Consider the following 26,575-nt stretch of genomic DNA (forward strand, 5'->3'; position numbering starts at 1 on the left):
CTTCTTCGGCTCGTTCGAGGGCTTCCGGCACGTCAGTCGATTCCGAGTTCGTCGTCGAGCGCGCTGAAGAGGTCCTCGTCCGATACGGCGTCCAGGTCCAGGTCGTCGTCCTGCGCGCCCGCGGGGCCCTGGCCCTGGGGTGCGCTCCACCGCGCCAGGAGGGTCTGGAGCCGGATGGTGATCTTCGAGTGGACGATGCCGCCGTCCGCCTCCATCGCAAGGAGCGACGACTCCAGGCGGTCCAGTTCGTCGAGCACCGAGGGTCCGCCGCCGCCCGGTCCCTCGCCCAGGGGGAGGGCGGTGGCCAGGTGGGCCGCGAGGGCGGCCGGGTTCGGGTAGTCGAAGATCAGGGTGGCGGGCAGGCGCAGGCCGGTGGCCCCGTTCACGGCGTTGCGCAGTTCGACGGCGGTGAGGGAGTCGAAGCCGAGCTCGCGGAAGGCGCGGTGGGCCTCCACGGCGGCCGCGGACTCGTAGCCGAGGACCGCCGCGACGTGGGTGCAGACCAGTTCGGTGAGCACCTTGTCGCGCTCCGCCGCGTCCAGGCCGGCGAGCTGGGCGAGCAGCGTGGCCTGGCCGGTGGGCGCGCTCGTCGCCGCACCGGCTGCGGCGGACCGCCGCCGCGGGGCGCGGACCAGGCCGCGCAGCAGCGCCGGGATCGCCTCGGCGTCCGTGCCCGCGGTGGCCCGCAGGGACGCGGTGTCCAGGCGGAGCGGGACGAGAGCGGCGGGGGCGGCCGGGGCCGCCGTGCGCAGGGGCGAGGTCAGGGTCACCGCGGTGTCCAGGAGGGTCAGGCCCTCCTTCGTGGACAGTGCGGCGACGCCGCCGCGCGCCATGCGCTCCAGGTCCGCGCCGCCCAGGCCGTCGGTCATGTCGCTGCCCTGCGCCCACAGGCCCCAGGCGAGGGAGGTCGCGGGCAGGCCCTGGGCCCGGCGGGCGGCCGCGAGCGCGTCCAGGAAGGCGTTCGCCGCCGCGTAGTTCGCCTGCCCGGCGCCGCCGAAGACCCCGGCGGCGGAGGAGAACAGGACGAACGCGGACAGGTCGAGGTCGGCCGTCAGCTCGTGCAGGTTCAGGGCCGCGTCCACCTTCGGTCGGAGCACCGTGTCCAGGCGCTCCGGCGTCAGCGACGTGATCACACCGTCGTCGAGTACGCCCGCGACGTGCACGACCGCCGACAGTTCGCCGCCGGTCCGCTCCAGCAGGGCGCGCAGCGCCTCGCGGTCGGCGGTGTCGCATGCGGCCACGGTGGCTTCGGCGCCCAACTCGGCCAGTTCGGCGGTGAGTTCCGCCGCTCCGTTCGCGTCGCTGCCGCGCCGCGAGACCAGGAGGAGGTCGCGTACGCCGTGCCGCTCGGCCAGGTGCCGGGTCACGACGCGTCCCAGGCCGCCGAAGGCGCCCGTGACGAGGACGGTGCCCGCGCCGAACGGGGCGGCCACGTCCTCGGCCGGGGCGGCGACGGCGACGCGCGACAGTCGCGGCACCCACACCTCGCCGTCCCGCAGCGCCACTTCGGGCTCGCCCGAGGCCAGGACGGCGGCCAGCGTCGACTCGGCGACGACGCCCCCGTCCGGGCCCACGCCCGCTTCCGCAGCCGTGCCCGTGTCCGAGTCGGTGTCCGAGTCCGTGTCCGTGTCCACGAGGACGAACCGCCCCGGGTGCTCGGACTGCGCCGACCGCACCAGGCCCCACACCGCGGCGCCCAGAGGGTCGGCCACCGTGTCCCCAGCCGCCACCGCGCCCCGCGTCACCACGGCGAGCCGCGCGTCGGCGAACCGCTCGTCGGCGAGCCAGCCCTGCACCACGGCGAGGGCTTCGGCCAGCGCGGAGGAGACGGACTCCGGCCGCACGAGACCGTCGTGACCGATGTGGGCGTCGGCGCCGGTGGGGGCAGCAGAGCCGTCGAGGCCCTCGGCCGCGGAGACCCGCACGGCCCCGGCCGACCACACCACCGCCGCCAGCACCTGCTCCCCCGCGTCCACCGCGGCACCCAGCGCCGCGAGGTCCGCGAAGACCGGTGTCCCGGCCACCGTCCCACCCGTGCCGAGCTGTGCCGTCGGCACCTGCTCGGCGGGCGCCACAGTGTGCCGCTGCCAGGCGACGTGGAACATCGAGTCGTCGACCGCGCCACCGTCGAGCCGGTCCACCTCGACCGGCCGGAACACCAGGGAGTCCACGGTGGCGACCGGGTCGCCGAGCCCGTCGGCGACGGCGAGCGCCACGCCGCCGTTGCCCGCCGGGGTCAGCCGGACGCGCAGGGCGGAGGCGCCGGTCGCGTGCAGGGAGACGCCGGTCCAGGCGAACGGCAGCCGTGCGCCGCCCGCGCCGTCGGTGTCCGTGTCGTCGCGGAGCACGCCGAGGCCGAGCACGTGCAGGGCCGCGTCCAGGAGGGCGGGGTGCAGGCGGAAGGACTCCGCGTTCTGCTGCTGCTCCTCGGGCAGGGCGACCTCGGCGAAGACCTCGTCGCCGCGCCGCCAGGCCGCGCGCAGCCCCTGGAAGGCGTCGCCGTAGGCGAAGCCCAGCTCCGTCAAGTGCCGGTACAGGTCCTCGACGTCGACTTCGGCGGCGTCGCGCGGCGGCCATTCGGCGAGCCGGAACTCGGCCTGCGGCTGCTCGCCGTCGGAGACGACACCGGTGGCGTGGGCGGTCCATCCGCCGTCGTCGGCGTGGTCGTCGCGCTCTTCGCGGGAGTGCAGGGCGACGCTCCGCCGCCCGTCGTCGTCCGCGGCGCCGACGCTGACCTGCAACTGCACGGCGCCACGCTCGGGCAGCACCAGCGGAGCCGCCAGCGTCAGCTCCTCAAGGACCCCGCAGCCGACTTCGTCACCGGCCCGCACGGCCAGCTCGACGAACGCGGTCCCGGGCAGCAGCACGCGTCCGGCGACGGCGTGATCGGCGAGCCACGGGTGCGTGGCCACCGACAGGCGGCCCGTGAACAGGTACCCGTCCGTGCCCGCCAGCGGCACGGCCGCCCCGAGCAGCGGGTGCCCGGCCGACGCGAGCCCCGTGCCCGACACGTCGCCGACCGCGCCGACGGCCGCGCTCGGCCAGTAGCGGCGCCGCTGGAAGGCGTACGTGGGCAGGTCCACGCGCCGACGGACCTCGGCGGGGGCGTACAGCGGCGCCCAGTCGACCTCGGCTCCGCGCACGTACAGCTGGGCCAGCGCGGCCAGGAACGTGTCGGGCTCGGGCCGGTCCTTGCGGACCGCCGCGACCAGACCGGCCTGCGCGTCCGGGTCCGTGATCGTGTCGTGCGCCATCGCGGTGAGGACCGAGTCCGGGCCCAGCTCGAAGAAGCTGGACACACCCTGCGCGGCGAAGGTGCCCAGGCCGTCGTGGAAGCGGACGGCCTCTCGGATGTGACGGACCCAGTAGCCGGGGTCCTTCAGCTCCTCCGGGGTGGCGAGCAGTCCGGTCAGGTTCGACACGACCGGCAGGGTGGTGTCCTGGTACGTCAGCTTCTCGGCGACCGCCCGGAAGTCCTCCAGGACCGGGTCCATCAACGGCGAGTGGAAGGCGTGCGACACCTTCAGCCACCGCACCTTGCGACCCTCACCGCGAAGCTTCTCCTCCAGACCCTCCAGAGCGGCCCGCTCACCGGAGAGCACCACCTGCGACGGCCCGTTCACCGCGGCCACGCCCACGCTCGCCGAGAGGCCCTCAAGCAGCGGCAGCACCTCGGCCTCAGCGGCCTGCACGGCCAGCATCGCGCCACCCTCGGGCAGGGACTGCATCAACCGGCCGCGCGCGGCGACCAGTTGAGCCGCGTCCTCCAGGGACCACAGCCCCGCTACGTACGCGGCGGTCAGCTCACCGATGGAGTGCCCGCCGACGATCTCGGGCCGCACCCCGAAGGACTCGGCCAGACGGAACAGCGCCACCTCGACGGCGAACAGCGCGGGCTGCGCGAAGCCGGTCTGGGCGAGCGCCTCAGCGTCCGTGCCGAACATGACGTCCTTCAGCGGACGCTCCAGCAACCCGTCCAGATGCGCGCACACCTCGTCCAGCGCGTCCGCGAAGACAGGGAACGTCTCGTACAGTTCACGCCCCATGCCGATCCGCTGACTGCCCTGGCCCGTGAAGACGACGCCGAGACGGCCCTCGACCACCGAGCCCGACACCACGCCCGGTCCGCCGGAGGCCAGTGCCTCCAGGCCCATCAGGTACTGCTCGCGGCTCCGGCCGAGGACGACGGCGCGGTGTTCGAGGGGGGAGCGGCCGGAGAGGAGGGACCAGCCGACGGCGACCGGGTCGGTGTCGGTGTGCGTCACCACGTGTTCGCGGAGGCGGTCGGCCTGGGCGCGCAGCGCCTCGGCGTTGCGGGCCGACACCAGCCAGGGCAGGGCGGTCGCGGGCGTACCGGTGACCGGCTCGGCCGCGGTGGCGGGCTCGGCCGCCGGTGCCTGCTCGACGATCACGTGGGCGTTGGTGCCGCTCACGCCGAACGAGGACACGCCCGCGCGGCGGGGGCGCCCGGCCTCCGGCCAGGCACGCGACTCGGCGAGCAGTGCCACGGCACCGGTCGACCAGTCGACGTGCGTGCTCGGCTCGTCCACGTGCAGGGACTGCGGCAGTACGCCTTCGCGCATCGCCATGACCATCTTGATGATGCCGGCGACGCCCGCGGCGGACTGGGTGTGGCCGATGTTGGACTTGATGGAGCCGAGCCACAGGGGGTCGGCGTGCTCCGGGCGCTCCTGGCCGTAGGTGGCGAGCAGGGCCTGGGCCTCGATGGGGTCGCCGAGGGTGGTGCCGGTGCCGTGGGCCTCGACGGCGTCGACGTCGGCACCGGTGAGTCCGGCGCCGGTGAGCGCGGCACGGATGACCCGCTGCTGGGACGGGCCGTTGGGGGCCGTGAGGCCGTTGGAGGCGCCGTCCTGGTTGATGGCCGAGCCACGGACGACCGCGAGGACTTCGTGGCCGTTGCGGCGGGCATCGGACAAGCGCTCCAAGAGGAGCAGGCCGACGCCCTCGCCCCAGCCGGTGCCGTCCGCGGCCTCGGCGAACGGCTTGCAGCGGCCGTCGGCGGCGAGGCCGCGCTGGCGGCTGAACTCGTGGAAGGCCGCCGGGCTCACCATGACGGTCACGCCGCCCGCGAGCGCCATGTCGCACTCGCCCTGACGCAGCGCCTGAGCGGCCAGGTGCAGGGCGACGAGCGACGACGAGCAGGCCGTGTCGACGGTGACGGCGGGGCCTTCGAGGCCGAAGGAGTACGAGAGGCGGCCGGAGATGACGCTGGTGGCGTCACCCGTCATGAGGTAGCCCTCGACGCCTTCGGGAGCGTTGGCCAGGCCCGCGGACCAGCCCTGGGCGCAGGCGCCGACGAAGACGCCGGTGCTGCTGCCGTGCAGCGCCGACGGGGCGATGCCCGCGCGCTCGAAGAGTTCCCAGGAGGTCTCCAGGAGGAGCCGCTGCTGCGGGTCCATGGCGAGAGCCTCGCGGGGCGAGATGCCGAAGAGTCCGGCGTCGAACTCGGAGACGTCGTAGAGGAATCCGCCCTGCGCGGCGAAGCTCGTGTCGGCGGCGCGGCCCTCCCCCGGCTCGAAGAGTCCGTCGGGGCCCCAGCCGCGGTCGGCGGGGAAGACGGAGATGGCGTCGGTGCCGTCGGAGACCAGACGCCACAGGGCGTCGGGGCTGGTGGCGCCGCCGGGGTAGCGGCAGCTCATCGACACGATGACGATCGGGTCGTCCTCGGCCCCGGCACCCGGTCCTGCCGGGACGACGGTCCCGGCGGGGGCCGCGCCCGGCTTGCCGTCACCCGTCAACTGTGCCCGCAGGTAAGCCGCGAGGACGGCCGACGTCGGGTAGTCGAAGACGAGGGTGGTGGGCAGCTTCAGGCCGGTCGCGGACGCGAGGCGGTTGCGCACCTCGACGGCGGTCAGGGAGTCGAAGCCCAACTCGCGGAAGGCGCGGCCGGGTTCGACGGCCTCCGCACCCGCGTAGCCCAGCACCGAGGCCGCCTGTGCGCGGACCAGGTCGAGCAGCAGCCGCTCCTGCTCGCGCTCCGCGAGGCCCGTGAGCCGGTCGGCCCACTCCGAGCCCGTGCCCGAGCCCCGCGTGCCCGACGCGACAGCCGTCTCGGGTCCGGCGAGGGCCCGCCGCACCTCCGGCAGGTCCCCGAGGAACGGGCTCGGCCGCACCGACGTGAACGAGGGCACGAACCGCTCCCAGTCCACGTCCGCCACGGCGAGGAACGTCTCGTCGTACGCGATCGCCTGCGCGAGCGCCGCCACCGCGCGCTCCGGCGCCATCGCCGTCACGCCCCGGCGCCGCAGGTGCTCCTCGGCCTCCTCGGCCGCAGCCATTCCGCTGCCGCCCCAGGCGCCCCAGGCGACGGAGGTGGCACTCAGGCCGCGTGCGCGGCGGGCCTCGGCGAGCGCGTCGAGGTAGGCGTTGGCCGCCGCGTAAGCGCCCTGGCCGCCACCGCCCCACACGCCGGAGTTGGACGAGAACAGCACGAACGCGTCCAGCGAGTCGCCGTCGAGGAGTTCGTCCAGATGCGTGGCACCGGCCGTCTTCGCGCCGAACACCTCCGCGATGTCGGCGGGCGTCATGTCCGCGACGGTGTGCGCCGGGCTCACGCCCGCCGCGTGGAAGACGGAGCGCAGGGTGCGGCCCTCGGCGGCCAGGCCCTCTAGGAGTCCGGCGACCGCGTCACGGTCGGCGATGTCGCAGGCCGCGACGGTGACTTCGGCGCCCAGCTCCTCCAGTTCGGCCTTCAGCTCGGCGGCGCCCGGCGCGTCCGGGCCGCGACGGCTGGTGAGCACCAGGTGCTCGACGCCCTCGCGGGCCAGCCAGCGCGCCACGTGCCCGCCGATCGCACCCGTACCGCCGGTGACCAGCGCCGTGCCGCGCGCCGTCCACTGCGGTTCCGTACCCGTGGCGTTCTCCAGAGGCGCGCGCACGAAGCGGCGTACGAAGACGCCCGTGCCCCGCACCGCGAGCTGGTCCTCGTCGCCAGAGCCGGAGCCGGAACCCGAGCCCGCACCCGTTTCCGAGCCCGCACCCGCACCCGCACCCGCCAGGACCGCCGCGAACCGCGTCGCGGCACGCTCGCCGTACGTCTGCGGCAGGTCGATCAGACCGCCCCAGCGGTCCGGGTGCTCCAGGGCCACGACCCGGCCGAGCCCCCACAACTGCGCCTGCGCGGGGCACTCAAGGCGGTCACTGCGTCCGGTCGACACCGCGCCGGAGGTCACCGCCCACACGCGTGCCGCGACCCCGGCGTCACCGAGGGCCTGCACAAGGGCGACGGTGCCCGCGAGACCGACGGGCACGCCCGCGTGCTCCGCGTGGGCGGACGAGTCGAGCCCCAGGAGGGACACGACACCGGCGGCTTCCGTACCGTCCGCCGCCACGGCCTGGCGCAGCCGCTCGGCCAGCGCCTCACGCGTCAACTCGTCCACGGACACGGCCAGTTCCGCGACCTGCGCACCGGCACGCGTCAGAGCGTCGACGACACCTGTCGTCCACTCCTGCTCCGCGGCGCTCTCCGGTACGACGACGAGCCAGCGGCCCGAGAGCGCGGCGGCCGGAAGTCCGCTCGACAGCGGCTTCCAGGTGACCCGGTAGCGCCATCCGTCGAGGGTGGACCGCTCGCGCCGCTGCCGCCGCCAGGACGCGAGCCCCGGCAGGACCTCGCTCAGCGAACGCTCGTCCACATCGACGAGCGTGGACGTCAGCTGCTCCAGGTCCTCCCGCTCCACGGCCTCCCAGAACCGGGACTCGACCTCGTCCACGCTCAGCGCGGCGGCCTCGTCGTCCGCGTCGTCGTCCGGGGCCACCATCCAGTAGTGGTCGCGCTGGAAGGGGTAGGTGGGGAGATCGACGGTGGTGCGGGCGCCGGGGAAGAGGGCTTCCCAGTCCAGCTCCGCGCCGTGCGTGTGGGCCTCGGCGAGAGAGGCGGCGAGGCGGTCGGCGCCGCCCTCGTCACGCCGGAGCGAGCCCAGGGTGACAGCAGAGCTGTCGGTGGCGTCGATGGTCGCCTGCACCGGGACCGTGAGGACGGGGTGGGGGCTCATCTCCAGGAACAGGCCATGACCCTCGGCAAGGAGGCCGCGGGTGGCGTGCTCGAACAACACCGTCTGGCGGAGGTTGCGGTACCAATACCCGGCATCCATGGGGGTGTTGGCGTCCAGCCACTCCCCCGTGAGCGTCGAGAACAGCGGAATCCGCGCCGCCTGCGGGGTGACCGAAGCCAGCGCCTCGGCTATCTGGGGCTCGATCTGCTCCACGTACGAGGAGTGCGAGGCGTAGTCCACCGGAATCGTCCGCGCGCGGATGTCCTGCGCGACGCACTGAGCGACCAGCTCTTCGAGGGCCTCGGGCTCACCGGAGACGACGACCTGGGCGGGACCGTTCACGGCGGCAAGCTCAATCCGGCCATCCCAAGCCGAGATCAGCTCACGCACCTCCGCCTCGGGCAGCGGTACGGACACCATCCCGCCCTTGCCCGACAGCTCGCGAATCGCCTGGCTGCGCAGCGCCACCACACGAGCGGCATCCCGCAGCGACAGCGCGCCCGCGACACAGGCCGCGGCGATCTCACCCTGGCTGTGCCCGACGACAGCCGCAGGCTCCACACCCGCCGCACGCCACACCTCTGCCAGGGACACCATCACGGCGAACAGCACCGGCTGGACCACATCGACCTGGTCGAAGTTGTCGCCGCTCAGCTCATCGAAGAGATTCCACTCGACGAACTCCGCGAGAGCGTCACCGCACTCCCGCATCCGGCCCGCGAACACCGGCGAATCGTCCAGGAGTTCACGAGCCATCCCGGCCCACTGCGACCCCTGCCCCGGGAACACGAACACCGGACGGACCGTGCCGCCCAGCGCCCGCCCGGTGACCACGCTCTGGAGAGTCGCGTCACCCTCGGCCAGCTCGGCGAGCCCTACGAGGGCCTCGTCCCTGTCCCGGCCGAGGACGACGCCCCGGTGCTCGAACCGCGACCGCGCGACCGCCAATGACCAGGCCACATCGTCCAGTTCGAGACCACCGTCGGCGAGCAGCAGCTCCCGCACCCGCGCGGCCTGCTCCCGCAACGCCTCCGGCGACTTCGCCGACAGCGCCACCGGCACCACGCCCGAGACCACCGAGGAGGCGGACGGCGCGGCAGTCGCCTCGGCCTTGGCGGACTCCGGCTCCTCCCCCGGCGCCTGCTCCACGATCACGTGCGCGTTCGTACCGCTCACGCCGAAGGACGACACGCCCGCGCGGCGCGGGGCGCTGCCCTCGCGGCCCGGCCACGCGCGGGACTCGGTGAGCAGCTCGACGGCTCCGGCCTCCCAGTCCACCTGGGGAGTCGGCTCGTCCACGTGCAGGGTCTTGGGCAGGACGCCCTGCCGCATCGCCATGACCATTTTGATGACGCCGCCGACTCCGGCGGCGGCCTGCGTGTGGCCGATGTTCGACTTCAGCGAGCCGAGCCACAGCGGCTGTTGCTCGGAGCGCTCCTTGCCGTACGTGGCGATGAGGGCCTGGGCCTCGATGGGGTCGCCGAGGGTCGTGCCGGTGCCGTGGGCCTCGACGGCGTCGATGTCGCCCGGCTTCAGGCCGGCGCTGGTGAGGGCGTCGCGGATGACGCGCTGCTGGGACGGGCCGTTGGGGGCGGTGAGGCCGCTGCTGGCGCCGTCCTGGTTGACGGCCGAGCCGCGCACGACGGCGAGGACCTTGTGGCCGTTGCGGCGCGCGTCCGAGAGGCGTTCGAGGAGCAGGAGGCCCGCGCCCTCGCCCCAGCCGGTGCCGTCGGCGGAGGCGGCGAAGGACTTGCAGCGGCCGTCCGTCGACAGGCCGCGCTGGCGGCTGAAGTCGACGAAGGTGCCCGCGGTGGGCATGACGGTGACGCCGCCCGCGAGGGCGAGGGTGCACTCGCCCTGGCGCAGGGCCTGCGCGGCCAGGTGCAGGGCGACCAGGGACGACGAGCAGGCCGTGTCGACGGTCACCGCGGGGCCTTCGAGGCCGAGGGTGTAGGCGACGCGGCCGGAGACGACGGAGCCCGCGTTGCCGGTGCCGATGTAGCCCTCGACGCCTTCCGGCAGGGCGTGCAGGCGCGTCGCGTAGTCGTAGTACATGACACCGGCGAAGACACCGGTGCGGCTGCGGCGCAGCGAGACCGGGTCGATGCCCGCGCGCTCGATGGCCTCCCAGGCGGTCTCCAGGAGGAGGCGCTGCTGGGGGTCCATCGCGAGGGCCTCGCGCGGTGAGACGCCGAAGAACGAGGCGTCGAACTTGGGGGCGTCGTAGAGGAAGCCGCCCTCGGCGGTGGTGCTCGTGCCCTGGTTGTCGGGGTCCGGGTCGAACAGCTCATCCGTGTCCCAGCCACGGTCGGTGGGGAACGGGGAGATGGCGTCGGTGCCGTCGGCCACGAGGCGCCACAGGTCTTCCGGCGTGGTCACGCCACCCGGGTAGCGGCAGCTCATGCCGACGATCGCCACGGGCTCCTGGCGGTTGTCCTCCAGTTCGCGCACCCGGCGGCGGGCGTCGCGCAGATCAGCCGTCGCCCGCTTCAGGTAATCGAGGTACTTCTCCTCGTCCGCCATTTACAGGGCCTCCTCGAAGCGGCCGGGACGGTCGGTGTCCGAGCCGGTGTCTGAGCTGTTCGGATGTGATTCCGAAGGGGTCTGAAGTTCGTTGTCGAGCAGGTCGAAGAGTTCGTCGGCGGTGGCGCCTTCGAGTTCTTCGCGCTCCCGGTCGTCGTCCGCGGCGGTGCCGTGGGCGGTGGGGCGGGAGCTGTCCCAGGCCGTGAGGAGGGAGCGGAGCCGGTCGGCGACGCGGTCCCTCTCGGTGCCGCCCGCGCTGTCGCCGACGGCCTTGAGGACGCTCTCCAGGCGGTCCAGCTCGCCGTCGAGGTCGCCCGGGTCGACGGGTCCCGCGGCTGGCGTGCCGAGGGTGGTGGGGAGTTCCTCCGACAGGTGCTCGGCGAGGGCCGCCGGGTTCGGGTAGTCGAAGATCAGCGTGCTGGGCAGCCGGAGTTCGGTCTCCGCGGTGAGGCGGTTGCGCAGTTCGACGGCCGTGAGGGAGTCGAAGCCGAGCTCCAGGAAGCCCCGGCCGAGCTCGACGGCGTTCGGGGACGCGTAGCCGAGCACTCCCGCCACGTGCGTGCGGACCAGGTCGAGCAGGATCCGGTCGCGCTCGGCTCCCGGGCGGCCCGCGAGGCGGTCCGCGAGGGTCTCGGTGCGGACGGCCGCGGGCGTGGTGTCGGTGCCGGACCGTGCGCGCCGGACCGCGGGGCGGACGAGGCCGCTCAGCAGGGCGGGCACGGCCTCCGGCGGCTGGGTGCGCAGCGCGGCGGTGTCGATGCGCATCGGTACGAGAGCCGGGTGCTCGCTCGCCGGGGCGAGGTCGAGCAGCGACAGGGCCTGTTCGGTGTCGAGCGCGAGGACGCCTCCGCGTGCCATGCGCTTGATGTCCGTGTCGGCCAGGGCGCCGGTCATTGCGCTGTCCTGGGCCCACAGGCCCCAGGCGAGCGAGGTCGCCGGGAGTCCGTGGGCGCCGCGGTGCCGGGCGAGCGCGTCGAGGTAGGCGTTGGCGGCCGCGTAGTTGGCCTGCCCCGGGCCGCCGAAGACTCCGGAGGCCGAGGAGAACAGGACGAACGCGGACAGGTCGAGGTCGGCCGTCAGCTCGTGCAGGTTCAGGGCCGCGTCCACCTTGGGGCGAAGGACCGTGGCAAGGCGGTCGGGCGTCAGGGACGTCACGACGCCGTCGTCCAGGACTCCGGCCACGTGCACCACCGCCGAAAGGTCCGCGCCCCGCTCCTCGATGAGGGCGGCCAGCGCGTCGCGGTCGGCGACGTCGCACGCGGCGACGGTGACGCTCGTGCCCAGCGCGCCGAGCTCGGCCTGGAGTTCCACGGCTCCGGCGGCGTCGAGGCCGCGGCGCGACACCAGGAGCAGGTCCTGGGCGCCGTGCCGTTCGGCGAGATGCCGCACGACCACCCGACCCAGGCCACCGAAGGCGCCGGTGACCAGGACCGTGCCCGTGGACCAGGGTGCGGGGGCGGCCCCGGCCGGGGCCAGGGTGGCCCGGGCGAGGCGCGGGACCCACACCTCGCCGTCGCGCAGCGCGACTTCCGGCTCGCCGGAGGTCAGGGCCGCGGCCAGCGGGGACACGGAGGCCGGGCCCGCCGCGGAGTCGGCGCCCGCGTCCACGTACGCGTACGCATCCGTGTCGGCGTCGGCGTCGGCCAGGACGAACCGGCCCGGGTGCTCGGACTGCGCCGAGCGCACCAGGCCCGCCACCGCGGCGGCGACCGGATCCGGCGCGCCGTCGGCGACACGCTCGGCACCGTCAGCGGTGTCAGCGGTGTCGACGATCGCCGCACCCCGTGTGAGGACGACGAGGCGGGATGTCTCGAACCGCTCGTCGGCCAGCCATGCCTGGACGACGCCCAGGGCGTCGGCCAGTGTCCCGGAGACGTCCTCGGGGCGGGCCAGGCCGTCACGGCCGGTGGTCCGCGAGGCGCCGGGCGACCACACCACGGCCGCCGGCAGCTCCTCGCCCGCGTCGACGGCCGCGCCCAGCGCCGCCAGATCTGCGTACGACGTCGCCGTCCGCGCCGTTCCGGTGTCGCCGAGCAGCGCCAGGGACACCGGCTCGGCGGCGGCGACGGGCTGTCGCTTCCACTCGACCCGGAACACCGAGTCCGCGTGCGGGTCGGCCCCGCTCATCCGCTCGATGAGCTCCTTCGACATGGCGCGGAAGAGGAGGGCGTCCACCGAGGCGACCGGGGTGCCGGTGGTGTCCGCGACCTCCAGGGCGACCCCGTCCGTGCCGTTCGGCAGCAGCCGTACGCGGACGGTGTCGGCCCCGGCGGCGTGCAGGGTGACGCCGGTCCAGGTGAAGGGCAGGCCGCCCGCCGTGGGCTGCGGGTCGGTCTCGCCGTGCGTGGCCGCGCTCACGGCACGGGCGTGCAGGGCGGCGTCGAGGATCGCCGGGTGGAGGCCGAAGGCACCGGCCGTCGTGTGCTCGTCCTGCGGCAGCGCGACTTCGGCGAACACCTCGTCGCCGCGCCGCCAGGCTCCGCGCAGCCCCTGGAACACGGGCCCGTAGTCGAAGCCCGCCTCGGCCAGGTCTCCGTAGAGCCCGTCGACGGCCAGGGGCTCCGCGTCGCGCGGCGGCCAGGTGGCCAGGTCGGCGGACGCCGCGGTCACGGCGGCGTCCGGCGCGGACTCGGTCAGGGTGCCGGTGGCGTTCTTGGTCCAGGTGTCGGCCGCGAGTCCCTCGGCGGCGGCGCCCGGCTCCGGACGGGAGTGCAGGCTCAGCTGCCTGCGCCCGGTGGCGTCCGGGGCATCGACGCGCAACTGCACCTGGACGCTGCCCTGTTCGGGCAGCACCAGCGGCGCGCCGAGCGTCAGCTCGTCGAGCGTGCCGCAGCCGACCTGCCCGCCCGCGTACACGGCCAGCTCGACGAACGCGGTACCCGGCAGCAGCACGCGTCCCGCGACGGCGTGGTCCGCCAGCCACGGGTGCGTGGCCAGGGACAGACGCCCGGTGAAGACATAGCCGTCGGTGTCGGCCAGCGGCATCCCGGCCCCGAGGAGCGGGTGCTCCGCCGAGACGAGCCCCGCCGACTCGACGTCGGCCGCCCCGGCGGTCTGCCGGAGCCAGTAGCCCTGGTGCTGGAAGGCGTACGTGGGCAGGTCGACGCGGTGGCGTGCCTCGGCCCGCGCGTACAGCGGCGCCCAGTCGACGTCGGCTCCGCGCACGTGCGCCTTGGCGAGGGCGGTGAGGAACGTGTCCGGCTCGGGGCGGTCCTTGCGCAGGGCCGCGATGAGGCCTGCCTGGGCGGCCGGGTCCGTGATCGTGTCGTGTGCCATCGCGGTGAGCACGGAGTCGGGGCCCAGCTCCAGCAGGGTCGCGACGCCCTGCGCGGTGAAGGTGCCCAGGCCGTCGTGGAAGCGGACGGCCTCGCGGATGTGACGGACCCAGTAGTCGGGGTCCTTCAGCTCCTCCGGGGTGGCGAGCTGGCCGGTCAGGTTCGACACCACCGGCAGGGTGGTGTCCTCGTACGTCAGGCTCTCGGCGACCTTCCGGAAGTCGTCCAGGACGGGATCCATGAGGGGCGAGTGGAAGGCGTGCGAGACCTTCAGCCAGCGGACCTTGCGGCCCTCGCCCCGCAGCTTCTCCTCCAGACCCGCCAGGACGGTGCGGTCACCGGAGAGCACCACCTGCGTCGGACCGTTGACGGCGGCCAGACCGGCACGGTCCTCCGATCCCTCCAGGAGCGGCAGCACCTCGGCCTCGGCGGCCTGCACGGCCAGCATCGCCCCGCCCTCCGGCAGGGACTGCATCAACCGGCCACGCGCGGCAACCAGTTGAGCAGCATCCTCCAGCGACCACAGCCCAGCCATATACGCGGCCGTCAGCTCGCCGATCGAGTGCCCGCCCACGATCTCCGGCCGCACCCCGAAGGACTCAGCCAGCCGGAACAACGCCACCTCGACCGCGAACAACGCGGGCTGCGCGTACCCCGTCTGCTCAAGAAGCTCGGCGTCCGTGCCGAACATGACGTCCTTCAACGGACGCTCCAACAGCCCGTCCAGATGCGCACACACCTCGTCCAGCGCGTCGGCGAACACGGGGAACGTGTCGTACAACTCCCGTCCCATGCCGATGCGCTGACTGCCCTGCCCGGTGAAGACAACCCCGAGACGACCCTCCACCACCGAACCAGTCACCACGCCCGGACCACCAGCGGCAATCGCCTCCAGCCCGGACAGGAACTCCGCACGCGCCTCACCGAGCACGACCGCCCGGTGCTCGTGCAGTGCACGGCCCGAAAGCAGGGACCAGCCCACGCCGACCGGCTCAAGGCCCTCGTGCCCGTCAACGTGCTCCCGCAGCCGCTCCGCCTGCGCCCGCAGCGCGTCCGCGCTGCGCGCCGACACCACCCACGGCACGACCGCCGTCACCGGCGCGTCCAGCACCGGCTCGACCACCTCGACGGCCTGGGCCAACGGCGCCTGCTCCACGATCACATGCGCGTTCGTCCCGCTCACACCGAACGACGACACACCCGCACGACGCGGCACACCACCATCCCGCTCGGCCCACTCGCGGGCCTCCGTCAGGAGCTCAACAGCCCCTGCCGACCAGTCGACATGGGAGCTGGGCTCGTCCACGTGGAGGGTCTGGGGAAGTACCCCGTGGCGCATGGCCATGACCATCTTGATGATGCCCGCGGCACCGGCGGCGGACTGGGTGTGGCCGATGTTGGACTTCACCGAGCCCAGCCACAGCGGCTGCTCGGCGGAGCGGTCCTGGCCGTAGGTGGCGAGGAGGGCCTGGGCCTCGATGGGGTCGCCCAGCGTCGTGCCGGTGCCGTGCGCCTCGACGGCGTCCACCTCACCGGCGGACAGACCTGCGTTGGCCAGCGCGGCGCGGATGACGCGCTGCTGCGACGGACCGTTGGGGGCGGTCAGGCCGTTGCTCGCGCCGTCCTGGTTGACGGCCGAGCCACGGACGACAGCCAGCACTTCATGACCATGGCGCTTGGCGTCCGACAGGCGCTCCAGGAGGAGCAGGCCGACGCCCTCACCCCAGCCGGTGCCGTCCGCCGCCTCCGCGAAGGCCTTGCAGCGGCCGTCCGCAGCGAGGCCGCGCTGGCGGCTGAACTCGATGAAGGCGCCAGGGTTGGACATGACCGTGACGCCGCCCGCGAGGGCGAGGTCGCACTCGCCCTGACGCAGCGCCTGCGCGGCCAGGTGCAGGGCGACCAGGGACGACGAGCAGGCCGTGTCCACAGTCACCGCCGGACCCTCAAGGCCGAACGCGTACGACAGGCGGCCCGAGATGACGCTGGTCGCGCCGCCCGCGAGGAGGTAGCCCTCGACGCCTTCGGGGGCCTGGGCCAGGCCCGAGCCGTAGCCCTGCGAGGACGCGCCGACGAACACACCGGCCTGGCTGCCGTGCAGCGTCGCCGGGTTGATGCCCGCGCGCTCGAACAGTTCCCAGGAGGTCTCCAGGAGGAGCCGCTGCTGCGGGTCCATGGCGAGGGCCTCGCGCGGGGAGATCCCGAAGAAGACCGGGTCGAACTGGTCGGCCTCGTAGAGGAAACCGCCCTGGCGGGCGTAGCTGGTGCCGCGCTGCTCGGGGTCGGCGTCGTAGAGGGCGTCCAGGTCCCAGCCGCGGCCGCCCGGGAAGTCGGACATCGCGTCCGCACCCTCGGCGAGGAGGCTCCAGAGGGCGTCGGGGCTGGTGGCGCCGCCGGGGTAGCGGCAGCTCATCGACACGATGACGATCGGGTCGTCCTCGGCTCCCGTTGCTCCGGCCGGGGTCATGGCCGCGCCGGTGGCGTTACGTCCGGCGTCCTGCTCGCCGACGAGCTGCGTCCGCAGGTGGCCCGCGAGGACGGCCGACGTCGGGTAGTCGAAGACGAGGGTGGTGGGGAGCTTCAGGCCGGTCGCGGCGGCGAGGCGGTTGCGCACCTCGACGGCCGTGAGCGAGTCGAAGCCCAACTCGCGGAAGGCGCGGGTCGGTTCGACGGCTTCCGCACCCGCGTAGCCGAGCACCGACGCGGCCTGCGCGCGGACCAGGTCGAGCAGCAGCCGCTCCTGCTCCGGAGTGGACAGGTCGGCGAGCCGGTCGGCCCACTCGGAGCCGGAGGCGCCCTTCTTGTCGGCCGACGTGGCTTCGGGTTCGGCGAGTGCGCGCCGGACCTCGGGCAGGTCCCCGATGAAGGGGCTCGGCCGCACCGACGTGAACGACGGCGCGAACCGCTCCCAGTCCATGTCGGCGACGGCAAGGAACGTCTCGTCGTACGCGACCGCCTGCGCGAGTGCCGCCACCGCGCGCTCCGGCGTCATCGCCGCCAGGCCGCGGCGCCGCAGGTGCTCCGCGCCGTCGTCCCCGGCCATGCCGCCACCGGCCCACAGGCCCCAGGCGACACTGGTCGCGGTCAGGCCGCGTGCGCGGCGGGCCTCGGCGAGCGCGTCGAGGTAGGCGTTGGCCGCCGCGTAAGCGCCCTGACCGCCACCGCCCCACACACCGGAGTTGGACGAGAACAGCACGAACGCGTCCAGCGAGTCGCCGTCGAGGAGTTCGTCCAGGTGCGTGGCACCGGCCGTCTTCGCGCCGAACACCTCCGCGATGTCCGTCGCGGTCATCCCGTCCAGGGGCTGCGTCTGACCGACACCCGCCGCGTGGAAGACCGAGCGCAGGGTGCGACCCTCGGCCGCCAGGCCCTCCAGGAGTCCGGCGACCGCGTCACGGTCGGCGATGTCGCAGGCCGCGACGGTGACTTCGGCGCCCAACTCCTCCAGCTCGGCGCGGAGTTCAGCAGCGCCGGGCGCGTCCGGGCCGCGACGGCTCGTGAGCACGACGTGCTCGACGCCCTCGCGGGCCAGCCAGCGCGCCACATGCCCGCCGATCGCACCCGTACCACCGGTGACCAGCGCCGTACCGCGCGCCGTCCACTTCTTCGGCGCCTCGGCCGAATCGGCCCGTACCAGGCGGCGTACGAGGACACCGGAGCCGCGCACCGCGAGCTGGTCCTCGTCCTGCCCTGCGAGGGCCGCCGTGAAGCGGGCGCCCGCGCGGGTGTCGTACGCCGACGGGACGTCGATCAGACCGCCCCAGCGGTCCGGGTACTCCAGGGCCACGACCCGGCCCAGGCCCCACAGTTGAGCCTGCGTCGGGTTCTCGACCCGGTCGCTGCGTCCGGTCGACACCGCGCCCCGGGTGACCGCCCAGAGCCGCGCGTCTATCCCCGCGTCACCGAGGGCCTGCACCAGCGCCACGGTCCCGGTCAGGGCGACCGGCACATCGGAGTGCCCGGCGTGCGCGGTCTCGTCGAGGCCGAGGAGCGACACCACGCCGGACAGCTCACCGGCGACGGCCTCCGTGAACCGCGCCGCCAAAGCGTCGCGCGTCAACTCGGCTGCGGCCACCCGCAGTTCGACCGCTTCGGCACCGGCACGCGCCAGCGCCTCGACGGTGCCCGCGGCCCACGGCTGCTCGGCGGCGCCCTCCGGCAGCACGACGAGCCAGCGCCCGGAGAGCCCGGACGTCGGCAGGGCGCTGCCGGTCAGCGGCTTCCAGGTGACCTGGTAGCGCCAGCCGTCGACGGTGGAGCGCTCGCGGCGCTGCCGTCGCCAGGACGAGAGGACGGGCAGCATCTCGCCGAGCCCGGCGGCGGAGTCGTCCGTCACCTCAAGCTCGGCGGCGAGCTGCTCCAGGTCCTCGCGTTCCACCGCGTCCCAGAACCGGGACTCCACCTCGTCGACGGTCGGCGCCGCCGTGTCCTCGGGAGCGGCGAAGTCGGGCCAGTAGTGCTGGCGCTGGAAGGCGTACGTGGGCAGGTCCGCGATGACGCGGGCGCCGGGGACGAGGGCCTTCCAGTCGAGCTGCGCGCCGTGCACGTGCGCCTCGGCGATCGAGGCCGCGAGGCGGTCGGCGCCGCCTTCGTCGCGGCGCAGGGAGCCCAGGGTGACCGCGGGGCTGTCGGCGGCGTCGATCGTGGCCTGCACCGGGACGGTGAGGACGGGGTGCGGGCTCATCTCGACGAACAGGCCGTAGCCCTCGGCGAGCAGGCCGCGCGTCGCGTGCTCGAACAGCACGGTCCGGCGCAGGTTGCGGTACCAGTACCCGGCGTCCATCGGCGTGTCGGCGTCCAGCCAGGCGCCCGTGAGCGTCGAGAACAGCGGGACCTCGGCGGCCTGCGGCGACACGTCCGCCAGGGCCTCGGCGATCCGCTCCTGGATCTGCTCGACGTACGCGGAGTGCGAGGCGTAGTCGACGGGGATGGTGCGGGCACGGACGTCCTGCGCGACGCACTGGGCGACCAGTTCCTCCAGGGCGTCGGGCTCGCCGGAGACGACCACCTGGGCGGGGCCGTTGACGGCCGCGACCGAGATGCGGTCGTCCCAGGCAGTGATCAGCTCCCGCACCTCGGCCTCGGGCAGCGGCACGGACACCATCCCGCCCTTGCCCGACAGCTCACGGATGGCGAGGCTGCGCAGCGCCACCACACGCGCGGCATCGCGCAGGCTGAGCGCACCCGCGACGCACGCGGCGGCGATCTCACCCTGGCTGTGCCCGACGACAGCCGCAGGCTGCACACCGGCCGCCTGCCACGTCGCGGCCAGCGACACCATCACGGCGAACAACACCGGCTGGACCACGTCCACCTGATCGAAGTTGTCGCCGCTCAGCTCCTCGAGCAGATCCCACTCGACGAACTCGGAGAGCGCGTCACCGCACTCCCGCATCCGCTCCGTGAACACCGGCGACTCGTCCAGCAGCTCCCGAGCCATTCCGGCCCACTGCGAACCCTGCCCCGGGAACACGAACACCGGACGTCCGGCGCTCTCGGCTCGCCCGGTGACGACACCGGCAGCCGTGAGGTCGCCTTCGGCGAGTCGCTCGAGGCCCGTGAGGATGTCCTGCCGGTCGCGTCCGACGACGGCACCCCGGTGCTCGAACCGGGACCGCGCCACCGCCAACGACCAGACGACGTCGCCCAGTCGGAGGCCGGTGTCGGCGAGGAGCCGCTCCCGCAGTCGGGCGGCCTGCGCGCGCAGCGCCTCGGGGGTCTTCGCCGACAGGGCCAGCGGTACGGCGGCAAGGAGCGGCTCGGTGGCGTCGGGCGCCTCGTCCGGGCGGACCGGCTCGTCGGCCGTCGGGGCCTGCTCCACGATGACGTGCGCGTTCGTCCCGCTGACGCCGAAGGAGGAGACACCGGCGCGGCGCGGCGCGCCGCCGTCCCGCTCGGCCCACTCGCGGGCCTCGGTGAGGAGCTCGACGGCGCCCGCCGACCAGTCCACCTCGGGTGTCGGCTCGTCCACGTGCAGGGTCTGCGGCAGCACGCCCGCGCGCATCGCCATGACCATCTTGATGACACCGGCGACACCGGCGGCGGCCTGCGTGTGGCCGATGTTCGACTTCAGCGAGCCGAGCCACAGCGGCCGGTCGGCCGGGCGCTCCTTGCCATACGTGGCGAGGAGGGCCTGCGCCTCGATCGGGTCGCCGAGGGTCGTGCCCGTGCCGTGGGCCTCGACGGCGTCCACGTCCGTGGTCGTGAGGCCCGCGTTGGCGAGCGCGGCACGAATGACGCGCTGCTGGGCGGGGCCGTTGGGCGCGGTCAGGCCGTTGCTCGCGCCGTCCTGGTTGACGGCCGAGCCACGGACGACCGCGAGCACACGGTGGCCCTTGCGGCGGGCGTCGGACAGGCGCTCCAGGAGGAGCACGCCGACGCCCTCGCCCCAGCCGGTGCCGTCGGCGGCGGCGGCGAAGGACTTGCAGCGGCCGTCGGCGGCGAGGCCGCGCTGGCGGCTGAACTCGATGAACGTGCCGGGCGTCGACATGACGGCGACGCCGCCCGCGAGGGCCATGTCGCACTCGCCCTGACGCAGCGCCTGCGCCGCGAGGTGCAGGGCGACCAGGGACGACGAGCAGGCCGTGTCGACGGTGACCGCCGGACCCTCCAGGCCGAAGGAGTACGAGATGCGGCCCGAGGCGACGCTCGCGGCGCTGCCGTTGCCGACGTATCCCTCCAGGTCGTCGAGGCCGCCGGGGGCGCTCAGGAGGTGGGTGGCGTAGTCGTTGTACATGACGCCGACGAAGACACCGGTCGAGCTGCCGCGTGCGGTGGTCGGGTCGATGCCCGCGCGCTCGAACGCCTCCCAGGTGGTCTCCAGGAGGAGCCGCTGCTGCGGGTCGATGGACAGGCCCTCGCGCGGGGAGATGCCGAAGAAGGCCGGGTCGAAGTCGGCGGCGTCGTAGAGGAAGCCGCCTTCGCGCGTGTAGAAGGAACCGGCGCGGTCCGGGTCGGGGTCGTAGAGCGCGTCGACGTCCCAGCCCCGGTCGCCGGGCAGGTCGCCGATGGCGTCGACGCCGTCGGCGGTGAGGCGCCACAGGTCCTCGGGGGTGCTGACGCCGCCGGGGTAGCGGCAGCTCATCGACACGATGACGATCGGGTCGTCGTCCGCCGGGGTCGGGGCCGCCGTCGGCCGGGCCGCGCCCTGGGTGAGCGCCGTGGCGTCGGTGCCGAGGACCTCTTCGAGGATGTGGCGGGCCAGGACGGTGGCGGCCGGGTAGTCGAAGGCGAGGGTGGCGGGCAGGCGCAGGCCGGTCGCCGCGGTGAGGCGGTTGCGCAGTTCGACGGCGGTCAGCGAGTCGAAGCCGACCTCGCGGAAGGCACGGTCGGGCGCGATGGCGTCGGCCGACGGGTAGCCGAGGACGGCGGCGGCGTGACCGCGTACGAGCGTGAGGACTTCCTGCTCGCGGTCCGCCTCCGCGAGGGCGGCCAGGCGCTGGGCGAGGGCGGAGCCCTCCTGTCGGTCCGCGCCGGCGGCGGTGCGCCGCTGGGGTGCGCGGACCAGGGTGCGCAGGAGCGGCGGGACGCCGTCTCCGGCGGCGGCCTGGGCGCGCAGGCCCGCGAGGTCGAGGCGGACCGGCACGGTCAGGGGGTGGCCCGCCGCGTGCGCGGCGTCGAAGAGGTCCAGGCCCTCCTCGGAGGTGAGGGGGGCCGCTCCGGCGCGCGTCCTGCGGTCGAGTTCGCCCGCGCCGAGGTGGGCGGTCATCTCGCTGGCCTGGGCCCACAGGCCCCAGGCGAGGGAGGTCGCGGGGAGGCCCTGGGCCCGGCGGTGCTGCGCGAGCGCGTCGAGGTAGGCGTTGGCGGCCGCGTAGTTGGCCTGGCCGGGGGTGCCGAAGATTCCGGCGGCGGAGGAGAACAGGACGAACGCGGACAGGTCGAGGCCGGCCGTCAGCTCGTGCAGGTTCAGGGCCGCGTCGGCCTTGGGGCGCAGGACGGTGTCCAGGCGCTCGGGCGTCAGGGCGGTGACGACGCCGTCGTCGAGGGCTCCGGCGACGTGCACGACGGCGGACAGTTCGGCGCCGGCCTCGTCCAGGAGGGCGGCGAGGGCGGTGCGGTCGGCCGTGTCGCAGGCGGCGAGGCGCACGCGGGCACCCGACTCCTCCAGGTCCCCGCGGAGTTCGGCGGCGCCGGGCGCGGCGTCGCCCCTGCGGGAGACGAGGAGCAGGTCGCGGACGCCGTGGCGGGCCACCAGGTGGCGGGCCACGAGGCCGCCCAGGGTGCCGGTGCCGCCGGTGACCAGGACGGTGCCCGCGCCCCAGGGGGCGATCTCGGCGGTGGGCGCGGAGTCGGCCTCGGCGAGCGGCACGCGGATCAGGCGCGGCGCGCGCAGGGCGCCGTCACGGACCGCCACCTCGGGCTCGTCCGTCGCGAGGGCGGCGGCGACCAGCGCCTCCACGGTCTCGTCCGCGCCGTCGGCGGCGTCCGGGTCGAGGTCCAGGAGGACGAAGCGGCCCGGGTGCTCGGACTGCGCCGAACGCAGCAGTCCCCACACGGCGGCGGCCACGGGGTCCGGGTCGGCGGCGGCGACAGCGCCGCGCGTCACCACGACGAGCCGGGACTCCTCGAACCGCTCCTCGCCGAGCCAGCCCTGCACGACTTCAAGGGCCAGCTCCAACTGGGGTCGCACGGAGCTGAGTTCGACCTGCCCGCCACCCTCGGCGGCAGCCCCTGCGGTCCCGGAGGCTCCGGCCGTCGTCAGGAGCGGCAGGAACAGCGTCGCGGGCGGCTCGGTGCCGTCGTCGAGCGCGGCGGTCAGGGCCTCCAGGTCCGCGTAGGTGTGGCGTACGAAGGGCAGGGCGCCGCCCGCCTCCGGGGAGCCGTCGCCGAGGAGCGCCGCCGGGGCGAGCCGCCCGGCCGCGTCCGCGGGGGCGTCGAGGGCCGTCCACTCCACCTGGAACAGCGCGTCACGCCGCGCCGAACCGGTCAGCTGCTCCTCGGACAGCGCGCGCAGCGCGAGCGACCCGACGGAGACGACCGGCTGCCCGGTGGCGTCGGCGGCCAGCAGGGTGACGGTGTCCGCCCCGGCGGCGGCGACGCGCACGCGGAGCGTGGTGGCTCCGGTGGCGTGCAGGGTGACGCCGGACCAGACGAACGGCAGGTGCGCGCGGTCGGTGCGGGCGATGAAGTCACCGAGCCCGATGGCGTGCAGGGCGGCGTCGAAGAGCGCCGGGTGCAGCCCGAAGGACTCCGTGTCGGCGTGCGCCTCCTGCGGCAGGTCGATCTCCGCGTACACGTCGTCGCCCTGTCGCCAGGCGGCGCGCAGGCCCTGGAAGAGCGGGCCGTAGCCGTGCCCGTTGGCGGTCAGGCGCTCGTACAGGTCGGACACGTCGACGCGCTCGGCACCGGCGGGCGGCCACACGGACAGGTCGGCGGCCTCGGCGACCCCGGCCGCGGGGGCGGCCGGGAGCAGGCTGCCGGTGAAGTGGCGCGTCCAGGGGGTGTCGTCGGCGTCGTCCTGCGGGCGCGCGAACAGGCTCAGCTCACGCCGCCCTGTGCCGTCCGGGCCGCCCACGGAGATCTGCAGCTGGATGCCGCCCTGCGCGGGGACGACGAGGGGCGCTTCCAGGGTCAGCTCTTCGAGGTGGCCGCAGCCGACCTCGTCGCCCGCGCGCAGGGCGAGTTCGACGTAGGCCGTGCCGGGCAGCAGGATCGCGCCGTCGACCGCATGGTCGGCGAGCCACGGGTGCGTCTGCGTCGAGAGGCGCCCGGTGAACAGGTACCCGTCCGCGTCCGCGAGCGCCACGGCCGCCCCGAGCAGCGGGTGCCCGGCGGCACGCAGCCCCGCGAACACCACGTCACCGGCTCCGGCGGGCGCGGCCTTCGGCCAGTAGCGCTCGCGCTGGAAGGGGTAGGTGGGGAGGTCGACGGTGGCGCGGACGCCGGGGAAGAGGGCTTCCCAGTCCAACTCCACGCCGTGCGTGTGTGCTTGGGCCAGGGAGGCGGCGAAGCGGTCGGCGCCGCCCTCGTCGCGGCGCAGGGAGCCCAGGGTGACGGCCTGGCTGTCGGTGGCGTCGATCGTGGCCTGCACCGGCACGGTCAGAACCGGATGGGGGCTCATCTCCAGGAACAGGCCGTGGCCCTCGGCCAGGAGGCCCCGGGTGGCGTGCTCGAAGAGAACGGTCTGGCGGAGGTTGCGGTACCAGTAGCCCGCGTCCATCGGGGTGTTGGTGTCCAGCCACTCCCCCGTGAGCGTCGAGAACAGGGGCACCTCGGCGGCCTGCGGGGCAACCCCGGCCAGGGCCTCGGCTATCTGGGTCTCGATCTGCTCGACGTAGGAGGAGTGCGAGGCGTAATCGACAGGGATGGTGCGGGCGCGGATGTCCCGCGCGACGCACTGAGCGACCAGCTCTTCGAGGGCCTCGGGCTCACCGGAGACGACCACCTGAGCGGGACCGTTCACGGCGGCAAGCTCAATCCGGCCGTCCCAGGCCACGATCAGCTCCCGCACGTCGGCCTCGGGCAGCGGCACGGACACCATCCCGCCCTTACCCGACAGCTCACGGATGGCGAGGCTGCGCAGCGCCACCACACGCGCGGCGTCCCGCAGCGACAGCGCACCCGCGACACAGGCCGCAGCGATCTCACCCTGACTGTGACCGACGACAGCCGCAGGCCGCACACCAGCCGCACGCCACACCTCTGCCAGGGACACCATCACGGCGAACAGCACCGGCTGGACCACATCCACCCGGTCGAAGTTGTCGCCGCTCAGCTCGTCGAGCAGATCCCACTCGACGAACTCGGAGAGCGCGTCACCGCACTCCCGCATCCGCTCCGCGAACACCGGACTGGAATCAAGCAGCTCCCGAGCCATCCCGGCCCACTGCGACCCCTGCCCCGGGAACACGAACACCGGACGAACGGTCCCGCCCAGCGCGCGCCCCGTGACCACGTTCTGCGCGCCCGGGCCGTCCAGCGCCAGGGCCTCGAGCCCGGCGAGGACCTCGTCCCGGTCCCCGCCGAGGACGACGCCCCGCTGGTCGAACCGCGACCGCGCCACCGCCAACGACCAGGCCACATCACCCAGCTCAAGACCACCATCGGCAAGCAGCAACTCCCGCACCCGCGCCGCCTGCTCCCGCAAAGCACCCTCGGTCTTACCCGAAAGCACCAACGGCACCACACCCGACACAACCGCCGCCGAAGAAGAAGGCGCAGCAGCCCCCTCGGGCTCCCCCGACGCGGACTCCACCTCCGCCGCAGGGTCCACCACCGGCGCCTGCTCCACGATCACGTGCGCGTTCGTACCGCTGACGCCGAAGGACGAGACGCCCGCGCGGCGCGGCGCGCCGCCCTCACGCTCGGCCCACTCGCGGGCCTCGGTGAGCAGGGCGACGGCGCCGGAGGACCAGTTGACCTGGGACGTGGGCTCGTCGACGTGGAGGGTCTGCGGGAGAACTCCGGCCCGCATCGCCATGACCATCTTGATGATGCCCGCGACACCGGCGGCGGCCTGGGTGTGGCCGATGTTCGACTTGATGGACCCGAGCCACAACGGCTCGCGGCCGCCCGCGGGGGCCTCGGGGCGCTCCTGGCCGTAGGTCGCGATGAGGGCCTGCGCCTCGATGGGGTCGCCCAGCGTCGTGCCGGTGCCGTGGGCCTCGACGGCGTCGACGTCGGCCGCGGTGAGGCGGGCGTTGGCGAGGGCCTGCATGATGACGCGCTGCTGGGACGGGCCGTTCGGGGCGGTCAGGCCGTTGCTGGCGCCGTCCTGGTTGACGGCGGAGCCGCGGACGACCGCGAGGACCTGGCGGCCGGCGCGGCGGGCGTCGGAGAGGCGCTCGACGAGGAGCATGCCGACGCCCTCGCCCCAGCCCGTGCCGTCCGCCGCGTCGGCGAACGCCTTGCAGCGGCCGTCGGCCGCGAGGCCCTGCTGGCGGCTGAACTCGGTGAAGACGCCGGGGGTGGAGATGACGGTGACGCCCGCGACGAGGGCCATGCCGCACTCGCCCTGGCGCAGCGCCTGCACGGCGAGGTGCAGGGCGACCAGGGACGAGGAGCAGGCCGTGTCGACGGTGAGGGCGGGGCCTTCGAGGCCGAGGGTGTAGGCGATGCGGCCGGACTCGACGGCGGCGGCGTTGCCGGTGCTCACATAGCCCTCGACGTCCTCCTCGGCTTCGAAGAGGAGGGGGGCGTAGTCCTGTCCGTTGGTGCCGACGAATACGCCGGTGCGGCTGCCGCGTACCGTCGCCGGGTCGATCCCCGCGCGTTCGAGGGCCTCCCACGCGGTTTCCAGGAGGAGCCGCTGCTGCGGGTCCATCGCAAGGGCTTCGCGCGGGGAGATGCCGAAGAAAGCGGCGTCGAATTCGGCGACGCCGGTCAGGAAGCCGCCGTGCGCCGTGGAAGTCGTTCCCTGCTTTCCGGCGGCATCCGGGTCGTAGAGGGATTCGAGATCCCAGTTACGGTCCGTGGGAAGCCCTGAAATGGCGTCCCGACCCTCGGAAAGGAGTCGCCACAGATCTTCGGGGCCGCCCACACCGCCGGGGAAGCGGCAGCTCATCGCTGTGATCGCGATGGGCTCCTGAGCAGCGGCCTCGATGTCCTTCAGACGTTGCTGCGTCTGATGCAGGTCCGCCGAAACCCACTTGAGATAGTCGCGCAGCGTCTCTTCATTCGCCATCAAATGTCACCTGTTCAGGACGTGTGCCGCACCCTCTGGCATACAACGGACCTGTCCGCAGCCGTTTTCTCGATGACGCTATGGGGGCCCCATACGACCAACAACCCCTACCCTCCCCCTACTCGCCCCTACGGGATTGCCTC

Annotated in this window: 2 protein-coding genes; both read right to left on the reverse strand. The window is 74.2% G+C overall.

What is annotated here, in order from left to right:
- Window positions 1-32: 32 nt before the first annotated feature.
- Window positions 33-10,508: a type I polyketide synthase gene (locus ACFVHO_RS24845; RefSeq protein ID WP_385718580.1), complete on the reverse strand. Its 10,476-nt coding sequence runs from the start codon at window positions 10,506-10,508 to the stop codon at window positions 33-35.
- Between the two features lie 30 nt (window positions 10,509-10,538).
- Complete coding sequence (locus ACFVHO_RS24850) at window positions 10,539-26,432, reverse strand: type I polyketide synthase (protein WP_385718564.1); 15,894 nt, start codon at window positions 26,430-26,432, stop codon at window positions 10,539-10,541.
- Between the last annotated feature and the right edge of the window lie 143 nt (window positions 26,433-26,575).

It is taken from the genome of Streptomyces sp. NPDC127108 (genome assembly GCF_042677545.1).
Taxonomy (GTDB): domain Bacteria; phylum Actinomycetota; class Actinomycetes; order Streptomycetales; family Streptomycetaceae; genus Streptomyces.

Coding starts and splice junctions, on each gene's coding strand:
- ACFVHO_RS24850 (WP_385718564.1), bottom strand. CDS start 26,432: ATGGCGAATGAAGAGACGCTGCGCGACTATCTCAAGTGGGTTTCGGCG.